This window comes from Coprothermobacter proteolyticus DSM 5265, assembly GCF_000020945.1.
GTDB classification, from domain to species: Bacteria; Coprothermobacterota; Coprothermobacteria; order Coprothermobacterales; family Coprothermobacteraceae; genus Coprothermobacter; species Coprothermobacter proteolyticus.
In genome coordinates, this window is sequence record NC_011295.1 from 1,213,285 (window position 1) to 1,227,433 (window position 14,149).

12 protein-coding genes are annotated in these 14,149 nt (G+C 44.6%); 6 read left to right on the forward strand and 6 right to left on the reverse strand.

Annotated features, from left to right (window positions below):
- Window positions 1-142: 142 nt before the first annotated feature.
- From COPRO5265_RS06380 to COPRO5265_RS06400, 5 genes are all read left to right on the forward strand, one after another.
- Window positions 143-685: an MBL fold metallo-hydrolase gene (locus COPRO5265_RS06380; protein ID WP_012544303.1), complete on the forward strand. Its 543-nt coding sequence runs from the start codon at window positions 143-145 to the stop codon at window positions 683-685.
- On the forward strand, window positions 686-2,260 hold the full coding sequence (locus COPRO5265_RS06385; RefSeq protein ID WP_236608200.1) for an MBL fold metallo-hydrolase: 1,575 nt from the start codon (window positions 686-688) through the stop codon (window positions 2,258-2,260). It abuts the gene before it with no gap.
- Between the two features lie 127 nt (window positions 2,261-2,387).
- On the forward strand, window positions 2,388-3,680 hold the full coding sequence (locus COPRO5265_RS06390; protein ID WP_012544491.1) for an HD domain-containing phosphohydrolase: 1,293 nt from the start codon (window positions 2,388-2,390) through the stop codon (window positions 3,678-3,680).
- A 90-nt stretch (window positions 3,681-3,770) separates the two neighbouring features.
- Window positions 3,771-4,250, forward strand: coding sequence for a ferredoxin domain-containing protein (locus tag COPRO5265_RS06395; RefSeq protein ID WP_012543693.1), 480 nt, complete (start codon window positions 3,771-3,773; stop codon window positions 4,248-4,250).
- A gap of 14 nt (window positions 4,251-4,264) precedes the next feature.
- On the forward strand, window positions 4,265-5,395 hold the full coding sequence (locus COPRO5265_RS06400) for a pyridoxal-phosphate-dependent aminotransferase family protein (protein ID WP_012544531.1): 1,131 nt from the start codon (window positions 4,265-4,267) through the stop codon (window positions 5,393-5,395).
- A 112-nt stretch (window positions 5,396-5,507) separates the two neighbouring features.
- Here COPRO5265_RS06400 and COPRO5265_RS06405 read toward each other — a convergent pair whose 3' ends face one another.
- The 5 genes from COPRO5265_RS06405 to COPRO5265_RS06425 form a co-directional block, all read right to left on the reverse strand.
- A complete protein-coding gene (locus COPRO5265_RS06405; protein WP_012544601.1) occupies window positions 5,508-8,063 on the reverse strand; it encodes a calcium-translocating P-type ATPase, PMCA-type in 2,556 nt (851 codons plus the stop codon).
- A gap of 211 nt (window positions 8,064-8,274) precedes the next feature.
- Entirely contained in the window at window positions 8,275-8,898 is a 624-nt protein-coding gene (gene pcp, locus COPRO5265_RS06410) for a pyroglutamyl-peptidase I (RefSeq protein WP_012543980.1), read from the reverse strand.
- A gap of 21 nt (window positions 8,899-8,919) precedes the next feature.
- Window positions 8,920-9,849: a DUF979 domain-containing protein gene (locus COPRO5265_RS06415; RefSeq protein ID WP_012544847.1), complete on the reverse strand. Its 930-nt coding sequence runs from the start codon at window positions 9,847-9,849 to the stop codon at window positions 8,920-8,922.
- Window positions 9,836-10,528: a DUF969 domain-containing protein gene (locus COPRO5265_RS06420; RefSeq protein WP_012543995.1), complete on the reverse strand. Its 693-nt coding sequence runs from the start codon at window positions 10,526-10,528 to the stop codon at window positions 9,836-9,838. The genes COPRO5265_RS06415 and COPRO5265_RS06420 overlap by 14 nt, the downstream gene beginning before the upstream one ends.
- 577 nt (window positions 10,529-11,105) lie before the next feature.
- The gene (locus COPRO5265_RS06425) at window positions 11,106-12,074 is read right to left on the reverse strand and encodes an alpha-ketoacid dehydrogenase subunit beta (RefSeq protein WP_012544875.1); all 969 of its coding nucleotides are present in this window, start codon (window positions 12,072-12,074) and stop codon (window positions 11,106-11,108) included.
- Window positions 12,075-12,422: 348 nt separating this feature from the next.
- On the opposite strand from COPRO5265_RS06425, the gene COPRO5265_RS06430 reads away from it, so the two are divergent.
- Window positions 12,423-13,658, forward strand: coding sequence for an IS110 family RNA-guided transposase (locus tag COPRO5265_RS06430; protein ID WP_012544580.1), 1,236 nt, complete (start codon window positions 12,423-12,425; stop codon window positions 13,656-13,658).
- Between the two features lie 250 nt (window positions 13,659-13,908).
- Here the strand turns inward: COPRO5265_RS06430 and COPRO5265_RS06435 are convergent, their stop codons facing one another.
- Window positions 13,909-14,112 (reverse strand): hypothetical protein, encoded by a 204-nt coding sequence (locus tag COPRO5265_RS06435; RefSeq protein ID WP_041735814.1) that lies wholly within the window; start codon window positions 14,110-14,112, stop codon window positions 13,909-13,911.
- Window positions 14,113-14,149: the final 37 nt, after the last annotated feature.

The following is a 14,149-nucleotide window of genomic DNA, read 5'->3' on the forward strand; positions in this document are numbered from 1 at the left end:
CTTGCTTCATATATGACTTCGCTACGTAAAGCAAGAACTTCATAATAACAATAATAAAACCAACTATTCCTTGAGTGAACTTCTATAATATGCTCAAAGATGTTACAGTATTGAATCCGAACAGGTAAGGAGTGTGAAGCTAATGGAGTTACATAGGGTAACAGTAACGCCACTTAAAAGTAACTGTTACATACTAAAATCAGGTACTGACATCGCAGTAGTTGACCCCGGAGGAGACCCAGAGAAAATACTAGAGCGACTGGCAAAGCTTGATGGCCAAGTAAAATTCATAATAGCAACCCATTACCACTTTGATCACGTTGGAGCTCTAAAAGAACTCAAAGAAAGCGTAAGCGCGCCCTTTCTCATCCATAAAAATGATGTGCCTTTCCTTGACAACATAATCCCCGATCAAACCCTAACGGAAGGTGATGAAATCTCTTTGGGAGAAGAAACGCTCCAGGTGATACATACCCCAGGGCACACTGCTGGGAGCATTTGTCTTCTTGGAGACGGATTCATACTTACCGGGGACACGTTATTCCAGTTTTCCTATGGAAGAACAGATTATCCTGGAGGAGACGATTTTCAGATGCAGCAATCTCTAAAAAGGCTTCAGGACATACTTGTGCCGGGCATGACCGTGTATCCAGGACATGGGTTGCCTTTTGTCATCAAAAGTTAGGTGATAAGAGTGGTCAATTTGCTTTTTTGGGATGGCGTGGGATGCATTGGTGGTAACAAAATACTTGTGCAGGACAGTTCGAAGGATGAGTCACTTCTCCTCGATTTTGGGAAGAACTTTGGCGAGGAAAACAAGTACTTTGATGAATTTCTAAAACCACGCGACCGCCTTGGCGTTTATGATCTGCTACGTATGAGAATGCTACCACCCATGCTTAATCTTTACAGAAAAGATCTCATTCCTGCGAACTTCGACTTTTCAACTGATCTGCAACAAGGAGTAAAACCTGTGGGAGGACTGCTCCTTAGCCATGCTCATTTGGATCATGCCGGATACCTGCCTTACCTTCGTGAAGATTTGCCTGTGACAACTTCTGTCATTTCAGGAGCACTCCTAAAATCCCTGCAAGATACAAACAGACAACTTTACTCAGAGCTTATTGCCGTGGTTGCTAAGGAACTCTTGGACACCGGCATACTTAAAACAGCTAAAGGTAGCCCGCTCCAACCAAGGCCTTTTCACCTTCTTCAAAGACCAAAGGACGTTAATGGCTTCAATGACAACGTTTGGAACTGCAATTACACAAAAAAACCCTACTTGCCAGCCACACCAGACTACTTGGAAAACTCTTGCCAGATTGCCAAGTACAACATAAAGGCTTGGCCTGTGGACCATTCCATACCAGGTGCCATGGCACATGGTGTTGAGACCTCAGAAGGCTGGATAGTTTACACAGGCGATTTAAGGCTACATGGAAGCAAAGGCAACCTGACAAGAGCGTTTTTTCAAGAGGCAGCTCAATTGCACCCGCTTCTGCTAATCACAGAAGGTACACACCCTGAAGAAACGAATCCTGTAACTGAGGAACAGGTAAAACAGCGCTCAATGGAAGTAGTAGCAAAAACTGAAGGTTTAGTAATTGCCGATTTTGGTGCAAGAAACGTTGAAAGGTTACTCTCCTTCCTCCAGGTCGCTTCCGAAACCCAACGGTACTTAGTTCTCACGCCCAAAGACTTCCTCATGCTTGAATACCTTAACTACGCCACGCCTGAAGTTCCCAATCCACTTCGAGATCCGTGGCTACTCATGTATGTGGCTCCAAAGGGACGCACTGACGGCTGGGAAGACCACGTTCGTTCTTTAGTGCCCGAGGAAAAAACAGTAGATGCTAGAAGAATACGCTCTCATCCCGATGATTACATATTGTGTTTTTCTTATTACGACTTTGCAAACCTTTTGGATATTGATGTTCATAAAGGTTCCTACATTTACTCTTCCAGTGAACCTTTCAACGAGGAGATGGCAATGGATCACGAAAAAATTAAGAACTGGATTGACTTGTTCGGTTTTCATATTTACGGTCGCTTGGGACAAGCCGCAGGTGGGAAGGACGAGCGCGATCCATTCCATGGCAGTGGTCACATACATGCTCAAGGCCTTCAAGAAATGATTGAGACCATTAGACCAAAGTATTTGATCCCTGTACACACAGAAAAATCGGATTTCTTCCAACAATTCCAAGGCTTAACTACGGTATTGACTGTACAAAGAAACAAACTGCTGAGATTGGACTAAGCTGTTTTGACAGATTTACTGTTACTTTTCCTCTGGTGAGGAAGTAATATACAATTAATGGGGATGATGGTTCTTCATAAAACCAGAAGTGCACAAATAACAAGAAGGCCGAAGTGCAAAACAAGATATGACTTACAATAGCGACTTTGTAATTTCTCTAGTGGAACCAGTTTCGGCATTAGCAGAAGTGGTGGACCTATCAGATCCTAGGTTGGTTAGACATCAAGAACAGGTAGCTTACATCGCCCTTGCCATTGCTGAAGAACTCAGGCTTCCAAGTTATGAACAATGTCAGATAGCCTTAGCTGGTGAACTTCATGACATTGGTTTTCTATCTTTGGAGGATAGGCTAAAGTTTACCGAGCAAACTTTTGAAGTGAATGAAACCTATAACCATGAGCTCATTGGGTACGCTCTGCTGCGAAAACTGGATCCACTAAAAGAAGCGGCAGACATGATTCGTTTTCACCACTTGCCCTGGAATAACGGGAAAGGCAAAACTGTTAACGGCATCGATGTACCTCTGGGCAGTCACATCATAAATTTGGCCGACAGAATAGCCGTTTCCATTGATAGAAGAAAAGACGTGCTAGGGCAGGCAGATGCAATAACTGAGAGAATCTCTAATTACTCGGGAACACTGTTTCATCCAGATGCAGTTAAAGCGTTCTTGTCTTTATCAAGAATGGAATATTTCTGGCTGGATGCTTCGTCTTCATACTGCGGACGCATTGTGCAACGTAAACTTGAACCACTCAATATCTGGTTAAACATGAGAGACCTGATAATGCTAGCCGAGGTTTTTGCGCAGATTATTGATTTCAGAAGTCCATTCACAGCTCAGCATTCTAGCGGCGTTGCCGCAACAGCTGGTGCACTAGCTCGTTTAGCCGGTTTTTCTGCTAATGAATGCCAGCTCATACAAGTTGCAGGATACTTGCATGACATTGGCAAGCTTGCCATACCTGGTAATATACTTGAAAAACCTTGCGAATTAGACGAAACTGAGAAACGCATTATGAAAAGCCATGTCTACTATACCTACCACACACTTGAAAACATTCACGGGTTTGAGACCATAAATACTTGGGCTTCTCTGCACCACGAACGACTTGATGGCACAGGCTATCCTTTCCACCTGACAGCTGTCGACCTTCCCTTAGGTTCAAGAATCATGGCTGTTGCTGACGTCTTCACAGCAATCATGGAGGATAGACCATACAGAAAGGGTATGCCTTCAGAAAGCGCTCTGGAACTCTTGGACAAGATGACCAAATCAGCTTTAGATCCCCATGTGGTTTCCATTCTCATAGACAACTTAGAAGAAGTAAATGCCATAAGAATGGCAGCTCAAACGTTGGCAGAAAAACGTTACCATTCTTTCCGCACTGAAATATCAAAATCGTCCCCTATTTCATAAAATGAAATAGGAGGAGTAGTAACTCATCCTTGCTTTTTTGGAGCGTTTAGCAAGAGAATATCGATAATAAGGAAAGGGGGAATGTGCAACATGGTGAGTTTGAATCCGGAACTAGAACAGAATGTCCTAATTGAGGTAGCAAAGAGGATGTGCATTGCCGCTAGAACTGCTCCCAAAGCAAACGGAAAAGATTTCTTGATTACCGCTATACTAAGCGGTGAAGAGCTAAAGCCTTTGCAAGAAGAAATGAAGCGATATGGCGAAGAAAATCATTTTCAGTACTTTATCAGAGATGCAGAAAACATTGAAGGAAAAGTGGTTGTCCTCATAGGAACCAAACTGAAAAACCCCGATGAGAGCGTAGAAAGTTACACATCTTCGGCCGTAGACCTTGGCATTGCCATAGGTTCAGCTGTGTCCGTTGCTGCCGACCTCCGGGTAGACAACCGTGTTATGTACTCTGTGGGAAAAGCGGCCCTAAACATAGGGATTTTGGGAGAAGATGTAAAAATTGCCTATGGTATCCCGCTAAGTATTAGTGGCAAGAATCCTTTTTTCGATAGGAGATAGGAGGTGTCAATAATATGAAAGAATTACTTTTGATTCCAGGTCCGACTCCGGTAAGTGAAGAGGTTCTTAGTGCACTGTCCAAGGAAACCATTGCTCATACTGATGACCGTTTTGCAAGCATCATGACAAGTGCTCTAGACAAAACAAGAAAACTATTCGGTGCCGAAAAAGGATTCCCTTTCATCATTGCAGGATCTGGTACCCTAGGTATGGAAATGGCTCTTACCAACATATTGAATGAAGGAGAAAACCTATTGGTCTTGTCTCATGGATTCTTTGGCGATCGTTTTGTTGACATTGGGAAAACTCTCGGTGTAAACGTGGAGGTTTTAAAAGCTCCTGCAGGCGAAACAGTGCCCTTGACTAGCATCGAGAGTACTCTTAGAAAACACCATTTCCACGCAATCACCATAACGCATGTGGACACTTCTACTGGAACATTAGCCGATGTGGAAACAATTGCCAACATGGTTCATGAGGTTAGCCCAGAAACCATCATCGTGGTGGATGGCGTTTGCGCCACCGGTGGAGTTGAACAGAAGTTTGATAAGTGGGGTATTGATGTCATTTTCACAGGATCGCAAAAAGCTTTAGCTGTACCTCCTGGTTTAACCTTACTTGCTTTCTCTGAGCGAGCCATTGAAAAAAGAAAATCTATGGCAAAAGTTAGAACCTACTACGGCGACATTCTCCGGTGGATGCCTGTCATGGAAGATCCACATAAGTACTTTGCCACGCCAGCAGTGAACATGGTTTACGCATTGGAGAAAAGTCTTAGCATCATTACAGAATTCGGGCTTCCGGCTTATTATGAAAAACACACTCGCATGGCGGCTAAAGTCAGAGCTGCTCTCACTACCGTGGGTTTTGAACTGGTTAGTAAACACCCAGCACCCACACTCTCAGTATTCAAGTACCCCGATGGCATAGAAGATGCTGCTTTTAGAAGTAAGCTTGCCGTTAAAGGAGTAATCGTGGCTTCAGCGTTAGCAGAACTTCAGGGCAAAGCGTTCCGTATGGGACACATGGGCAGCGTAACTGAAGATGAACTGCTTGTAGCTCTTAAGAGAATGTTGGAAGTATGTCAAGAACTAGGCGTTAAAGTGGATAAAGGTCAGGCGCTAAATGCCTTCCTGGAAGCATAATGGTCCAAAGCCTATCAAAAACTTCTTAAATTCGTAAGAAATGAGCTCGCACCAGACAAAAAAGGGGCTGGCAAAAACATTGCCAGCCCCTTTTCAAGTATTTATAGCTGCTTCATAGCCCCATTTCGTTCTTCCTAAATATCTTTGCAATCTCAGAGATGGTAAAAGGTACCAGAGCCAACACAATGATGTAAGCAAATTCTGTCGATGTGGGTGGAACGTTTTTGAAAACAGCAGCTATGGGTGGTACGTAAACCGTAACAAGCATGAGTGCAATGCCTATCAACGTAGAGTACGCCAAGAACCGGTTAGAGAACAGCCCCATCTTGAAAACATAACCTTCGAAGGAGCGAGCAGAAAAAGCTCTTATAAGTTCTGATAGAACTAGTACCATGTAAGCAATCGTACGTGCTTCTTCCACACTGCCTACCCTATTTAGGCCAATTACAAAACCGATCAGAGTAGCTGCAGTAATAGCAATACTTTGCACCGCAATAATCCCATAGTGATACCTTGTAAGTATAGGTTCCTTATGTCCTCTGGGCTTGGCACGCATAAGGTGTGGTTCCCCCGGTTCCATCCCCAGTGCTAATGCCGGGAAACTATCAGTGACCAAGTTCAACCAAAGTAGTTGTAGTGGTATAAGCGGAGGAGGAAAACCAAGCAGAATGGCAGTGAACATGATAAGCACTTCTCCTACATTGCAGGACAGTAGGTAAACAATGAACTTACGCATGTTTTCGTAAATGGTACGCCCTTCAAATACTGCATCTACGAGAGTGGCAAAGTTATCATCCATGAGAACCATGTCACTGGCCTCTTTCGCTACCTCGGTGCCTGACTTACCCATGCTTACGCCAATATCCGCTTTCTTCAGTGCGGGAGCGTCGTTAACGCCGTCTCCAGTCATGGCTACCACTTCGTCCCTCTTCTGCAAAGCTTCCACAATTCTGAGTTTGTCCAAAGGATTAATCCTGGCAAATATGCTAATATCCTGCACTGTCTGCTGAAGCTCTTCATCACTCATGGTAGCAAGTTCAGCAGAAGTGATTACTTTGCCTTCAGGGAAATCCAATTCCCTAGCAATGGCATATGCGGTTACTGGATGGTCTCCAGTAATCATTATTGGTCTAATACCTGCCTCACGGCATTTGTCCACAGCATCTTTAACTTCAGGTCGAAGTGGGTCCTTCATAGCTACAAATCCCAAGAAGGTAAGATCCTTCTCTATTTCTGAGTCTTCTTTGGGCAAGGAGCCTTCTATGACTTTCTGAGCAAACCCCAGTATTCTCAAGCCCTGAGAAGCTAACTCCTCAGATTGTTGTAAAATAAGTCTCTTTCTTTCTTTTGGCAGTGGTTTGACCTCACCATCTAGGAGCTCGCTGTTGCACAATGACAAAATCACTTCAATGGCGCCTTTAGATACCACTAGGAAGCGGCCGTCAACTTGATGCACTGTGGTCATGCGTTTGGTTTCTGAAGTGAACGGAATCTCATGCACACGTGGTAGTTTGTTTCTAACATCTTCTACGAGCCCTTCGTCCAAGAAGCTTATTAATGCGATTTCTGTGGGGTCGCCAGCACTGTTTGTGGCATCGTTGCAGAGAATCATGGCACGAAGGAGCTCCTCTTCCAGTGCCTGCTGGCTGACTTGTTCCTCTTCTACATACTTATCGGAAAACCATGCTCCTACCAAGGTCATCCTGTTTTGCGTCAAGGTTCCCGTTTTATCGGTGCAAATGTGTGTCACCGCTCCTAGAGTCTCCACAGCTGGGAGGTTTCGTACTACTGCGTTTCTTTCAGCCATATCTGCCACACCAAGAGCCAAAACAATGGTTACTACTGCCGGTAATCCTTCTGGAATAGCTGCTACTGCCAAACTTATAGCGGTGAGTAGCATGTCCGTTACGGAGGCTCCCTGAAGGAAAACGCCCATTGCAAAGACCACGGCTGAAACAATTAAGAACAGCACACCAAGCAAGCGTCCCAACGTATCCAGTTGCCGCTCCAGTGGTGTTTTCTCCTTTTTAACCTCTCGTATTTTTGTTGCTATCTTTCCAAGCTCAGTCTCGGCGCCTATTGCGGTAACCAAGACCTTTGCTCTGCCTTTTGTGACTGCGGTTCCCATGAATACCATATTCTTTTCAGTGGGTTTGTCGCTACTGGGATCTACCGCATCCTTCTTTACCGATACTGATTCACCAGTTAGAGTTGATTCATCCAAATAAAGGGAACGTTCTTCTAGAATGATGCCGTCGCAGCTTACCTTATCACCGGCTTCTAACACCACCAAATCGCCTACTGTAACTTCCTCAGAATCAATGACTTGAAGTTTCCCGTCACGTATGACTTTTGTAGTGGGGTTTGCCAGTTTCTTAACTGCCTCTAAAGCAGCCTCAGCACGTCTTTGCTGGGTCACCCCCAAAATGGCATTCAGCAACACCACAGCGATAATGGCGAGCGTATCAATGAGTTCACCGAAGAACGCAGAAATAACAGCGGCCGCTATAAGCACGATAATCAGGAAGCTCTTGAATTGGTCGATAAATTGTTGCAGTAGCGTTTCCTTTTTTGCCTCAGGAAGTTTGTTAGGTCCGTATTTTTTCTGTGCCTCAGCAACTTCTTCGCTACTTAAACCTCGTTCCAGGAAATCTTTGTTAAGTAACACTAAAGACTACCTCCTCTTTTCTACGGGATTAGATTACACAGCACAACTACGTTTCCTTTGACCCACACAATACACTTTTCAAAAGTGACATCCCTCAGCAAAAATGATACCAAATGATTAGCTTCAGTAAACCTATGTGTTTTTAAGTCAAACTAATAAAGGGTGAAAGTGACACATCACCCTCCATACATACACAATTCTGTTTATGTGTTTATTTCTCTAATCCTTCTGCGACGACTTCCACGGCTATTTCTAGCCCCTTCACAATGACCTCCAGAGGCATGCTCGCCCTGGGTGGTTTTGCACCTGCTGCCTGCTCTAATATGAACGGGATGTGAATAAAACCGTTCAAAACCCCGGGCTTATTATTTCTCAAGTAATGTGAGACACCATAGAATACCTCGTTACAGCAGTATGTCCCAGCCGTATAAGAAACAGAAGCAGGAATTACCTTTTCCACTAGTGAGTCAGCAATCTTCTCTACGGGTATGGTAGCAAAGTAGGCATCTGGTCCACCTTCCACCACAGGTGCATAACGAATTTGGTTGCCCTCATTATCGGGTATGCGGTAGTCTTTAACATTTATAGCTACCTTCTCTATGCTCAGTTCTACACGTCCACCCGCTTGCCCCACGTTTAGTACAGCCACAGGTTCATACTTCTCAATTAGTTTTACCGCCTCGTCAATACATTTAACTGTGACCACTGGTAAAACTCCTGCTACCACTTCTAGCCCAGCAATGGTCTTGCCTTCCAGCTGCTTTACAGCAAGCTCGGAAGGATTTACTTTTTCTCCACCAAAAGGCTCGAAGCCTGTCAGTAAAATCCTCGACATCATGGATTCCTCCTTTCTTCCTTAAAACAAGATTATGTACGCAAAAATCAAAATGGTGATCCACATCACCACAGCAACAGGAGCCTGCCGCTTTATAACCCCGAAATTGTCCTTCATTTCTAGCAAAGCCACTGGAACAATATTAAAGTTCGCAGCCATTGGACTGATCAGTGTTCCGCAGTAACCTGCGAGCATACCTAATGTACCCAAAATCGCAGGATTTGCACCGTGCATTTCAATAACCAAAGGTATGCCTATACCTGTAGTGATCACAGCAAAGGCAGCAAATGCATTCCCCATTATTATTGTGAACAAGGACATACCAATAAAATAGGCAGCAAGAGTACCCAAAGCATATTGCGTTGGCACCACTGCGGATATGAGCGAAGCCACCACCGCACCTACACCAGCAGCATTAAAAACAGCACCTAGCGCAGCCAAGAGCTGAGGCAACGTGGCTGCTGCACCCACAGCATCAATGAGTCTACGTCCCTCCTGCATGGTATTGCCAAAACCTTCCCGGAACATTATCATGGCGACGATTATGGCCGCTATAGATGCCAGCCCCAGTCCCATCAAAGCACCTAACTTTGTAAACTGAGCAACCGCAAACGTTACAATGGGTATGATCAGAATAGGTATAAACAGCTTGTTTCCCCACTTATCCCTTTGCGCAGTTCTGTACTCCACGCTTGATTCTTTAGCAGATCCCACTCTAATTTGCTTAAACCCTGACAACAAAGCCATAACAACGAGAAAAGCTCCGACTACGGTATCAGGAAGGTGAATAATCGGTGCCATGAACGTCAGCCCAAAAAGTGTCCAAAATAGCGCCGTGGTATAACGTGCAGGATTCCCTTTATCAAAAACTGTGTAAACAGATACAATGATAAGAACTAATCCAGTAAGAAAATATATGTTGTCCAAGGTAACTATGCTAGCCACTTGCATTCACCTTCCTTTCACTAAAATACTTCTGAATCTTTCGGTCCAGCATAAGGTACTGCAGAGTTCCATAGATGATGGCAAAGATACCCACTGGTATGGCATACCTTGACATGGTCAAAAGGTCCACTTCAATGCCAGCCTCTTTGAAAACGCCTTGAATGAGAAGTAACCCACTGGCAGCAACAAAGATATTCTGACCATAGAAGTTTCCGTAATTCTCAGAAGAAGCGGAATAACCCATTAAATCTTCGTAGAGATCTTCTGGTATTTCTTCAATCCCATACTTTGCCTGAACAGCGCCCGTGACCATTGGTGCCACCAAAGGTCTTACAAACTGAGCATGTCCTCCTAACCTCAGCCCCAAGGCTCCAATAAGAACCCTAAGAGCCAAGTACAAAGACATAATCCTTCCTGCAGTAGCAGCCTTTATGGAGCTAATCAGCTTGGCAGCTTGCTCTCTTAAACCATGTTTCTCCGCCAAGCCTATAGCAGGTAACGTCAGCACGAACAAAGACATGGCACGATTGTCTACAAAAGCTTTCCCCATAATACTTAGAATCTCCATAAAGTTGAGACCAGATACTAAACCCGTTATCACACCAGCAATTAGAACAATGAGCAAGGCATCTACTCTGAATACGAACCCTACGACAACAATCAAGATACCGATAAGCTTAATCACTCACGCTCACCCCATTTCGCATAATGTATGCTTCGAAGGAATAAAGGAGGTTACTAATTCAACTTTAGCACCGTGTGAACTCCATAACGTTATCGTAACTTGAAATCCAAGCAAGAACGTTCATCGAATATCAATGCAGAATCAGTCTTTTTCAGAATATGTCGGCAATAAAAGTAATTTTCGTATACGGTAATAGTAAGTATGGGGAGTAGCTTCCTTCCTCACAGTCAAAAAACAGCATTACTCAAAATACAAAGAAAGCTCGTTTACCAGGAACAGCTCAAAAAACCTTCCTCCTTAGTGGAAGTAAATCGTTTATTGCTTCTCTGCCCTCCCTATTATCGGAAACTCAAGCTAAGCGTTAAACATGGGCTTATCATTAACCCCGCGCGCTGCTCAGATGCTTTACTCGGAGCATCCCTATGACAGTTACCTAACTCGATTGGGCGTGTCTCGTTTGAAGTTCTTGGAAGAATCAAATACAATAGCCACATTAGTCAAACCGTCACTTTAAAGGAAGAGTGGCGGCAAAAATGCCGCCACCCTGTTCTTCATAATTCTTTGGAATTAGCTGTAGTTACTGCAATACTTCTCTAATAGCCCTCGCTATTTTGTCCTTGTCAGGCATAACTTCTCTTTCAAGTACGGTTGTATATGGAGGTGGCACCTGTGCTCTAGCAACTCGCTTTACAGGAGCTTTCAAGAATTTAAATCCCTCATCAGCGGCAATGGCAGCTACGTCCGAAGCAAAAGAACTATCCCTGTAATCGTCTAAACAGACTACCAATCTTCCAGTCTTCTCCAAAGAGCTGAGGATTAGTTCTTTGTCCAAAGGTTTTATAGTCCTCGGATCAACGACTTCTACGGAAATGCCTTCTTTAGCCAGTTCGTCAGCAGCCTCCAGGGCCATTGTGTTCGTGGATCCAGCAGCTACTACTGTGACATCTTTACCTTCTCTTTTTATGTCGCCTTTGCCTATGGGTACTAAGTATTCCTCATCTGGCACCTCACCTTTCACCATGGCAGATCTTATGTCATAGGCAAAGACTACTGGGTTATCATCACGTATGGCACTCTTAAGCAGTCCCTTTGCATCATATGGTGTGGAGGGATACACTACTTTGAATCCCGGATAGTGAACAAATAGTGAGCATATGTTATCGGAGTGTTGAGGTCCAGCACCTCCACCACCCATGCTCATAGCCAGGTAAGTAACTGGCACGCATACATCTCCCCCGGTTGCGTATCTGAGGCGCCCAGCAACTGAGATCATTTGGTCTGCTGCCACGTACATGAAACTCGCTGCTCCATATTCCACCACAGGTCTCATCCCTAATAGTGACGCACCTGTGGCAAGCCCCGTAAACCCAGCTTCAGAAATAGGTGTATACCTTATCCGCTCGAAGCCAAATTCTTCATATAGCCCTGCCTCAGCACCAAACATGCCCAACTCCAAGTTCTCACCCATCATAAACACATTAGGGTCTCGCCGGAGTTCCTCTCTTAAAGCTTCATTTATTGCCTGCACGAACATCTTCTGACTCATTACAATCCCCCCTCGTATAATATGTCTTAGAAATTATCAAGAAGTTTTTATAGCTTCTTGATAATAAGGTGTGCCTTTGCGAAAATTAATTTGGGTTGGTCTGGGGTCACTCTTAATCCCCCCCTGTAGCCCACAAATATGGCCTACTCAGTTAAGAGTGAGACCCCTGCGGTGCAGTACTAGTTTCTTACTCGTGAGCCGAGCCAGCAGGCCTTCCGGCCCCTGGAGTCAGCAGGCCAGGGGTGCACCCCCGGTTGTCCTGTCAAGCTCTTATCGCCCGCGAGGCTGTTAGGTACTGCACCCGCAGGGCACGCCCCTACTCCTGGCCAACTCAAGGAGGGATATCCGTTGGCTCAGGTCATCTTCGCAGGCATCGATGTCAGCACCTCTAAGCTGGACATCATTTGCATCGATGAAAATGGTAATCAGCTTTCTCCCGCTAGGTCTTTCCCTAATAATGCCGAGGGCGCAAATGAGTTGATAAACGCTGTAGTTTCCCTAGCAGCTAAGTCCAATGTCTCCCAGCTTAATCTCGGATTAGAAGCTACTTCCATCTTCAGTGTCCCACTCCGAGATTTCCTTATGGATGCCCCTCAGTTAAAGCCTTTTTCGGTCCAGGTGTATGAAATTAACCCTTCTCTTGTGGCTGGCTTTAAAAAGGCTTTCGGCTCCAGACTTCCTAAAACCGATGCTATTGACGCTTATATAATCGCTGAAAGGTTACGCTTCGGACATCTTACACCCTACAGCCATGAGGCTTCTGTTACAGCACCTTTGCGCCAGCTTACAAGGCTCAGATTACACCTTGTCGACCTCCTCGTTGAGGAGAAAAATCGGGCTTTGAATCTCATCTTTTTGAGGTTTTCTAATTACAAACAGGACAACCCTTTCAGCAATGCCTTCGGCAAGGCTTCTGTTGAGGTCCTGAAAGAGTTTACTCCTGATGAGATAGCTCAAATATCCGTAGAAGAACTGGCGGAGTTTATTCAGTCCCACGGAAAAAACAGGTTCGCTAATTCTGAGGAAATCGCCAGTGCCTTAAAGCAAGCCGCAAGGCGCGCTTACCGCCTAAACTCTAAAATGCAGCAGGTCTGCGAGATAGCTCTTTCCCTTACTCTTCAAAACATTGAGCATCTCAAAAGGCAGATTAAAAGCCTTGATAAGGTCATTTCCAGAGAGCTTAAGGCTATTCCTCAAACTCTCACTACGGTTAAGGGTTTAGGCGAGGTGTCGGCTGCAGGAATAATCGCTGAAATAGGCGATATCAAGCGTTTCAAGAACGAAGCCTCTCTTGCTCAGTATGCCGGCCTCACCTGGACCCGTTATCAGTCGGGCGATTTTGACGCTGAAGAGCGTCGTTTGACAAAGAGCGGGAACAAATACCTCCGCTATTACTTGGTCATGGCCGCAAACTCGTTGCGGGTGCACAACGAGGAATACAAGGCCTATTACCAGACCAAGTATCAGGAGGTGCAAAAGCACCAGCATAAGAGGGCGCTGGTATTGACTGCCCGCAAACTGGTTAGGCTGGTCTTTGCGCTGCTGAGCAAAGGCCAAATCTACAAGGGGACGGTGAGGAGTTAATTTTGTTTTTAAAACTTATTTGACCTCTTCTGTGCCAATTTTTCCCATACTAATTGGCTAGGGATATTATTGTCTTTTTTTGCCCTGATAATTTTATTTTCCAGTTTTAGGGTATTGACATATTACCGTGAGTCTTAATTTTATGATTGGAAAATACGTTAGTTAATTTATATTCTATCGCCGTTTTTAAAGTTCCTGCACAAAAATAAAAAGCCTTCCTTGCAAAAGGAAAGCTTTTTCAGTCATTCATTTATTTTATCATATAATAAAAAGATTCGAGTTCTTCGCTGTCAGCTCGCGGAAGCTTCACCTTTAACTCCTGAATAACCTCATCGTCAACTTGGATAAATTTGTCTCCCAATAGGCGAGCGCATATATTGATGCTTGCCAGGGAATTTTTATGGTGGCTCACAAAGTCCAATATTTCCTCTATCTGCTTCTGCCGTTCGTCCACCCAAATGCACCTCCATTATTATTGTGAGCCCGAAAAT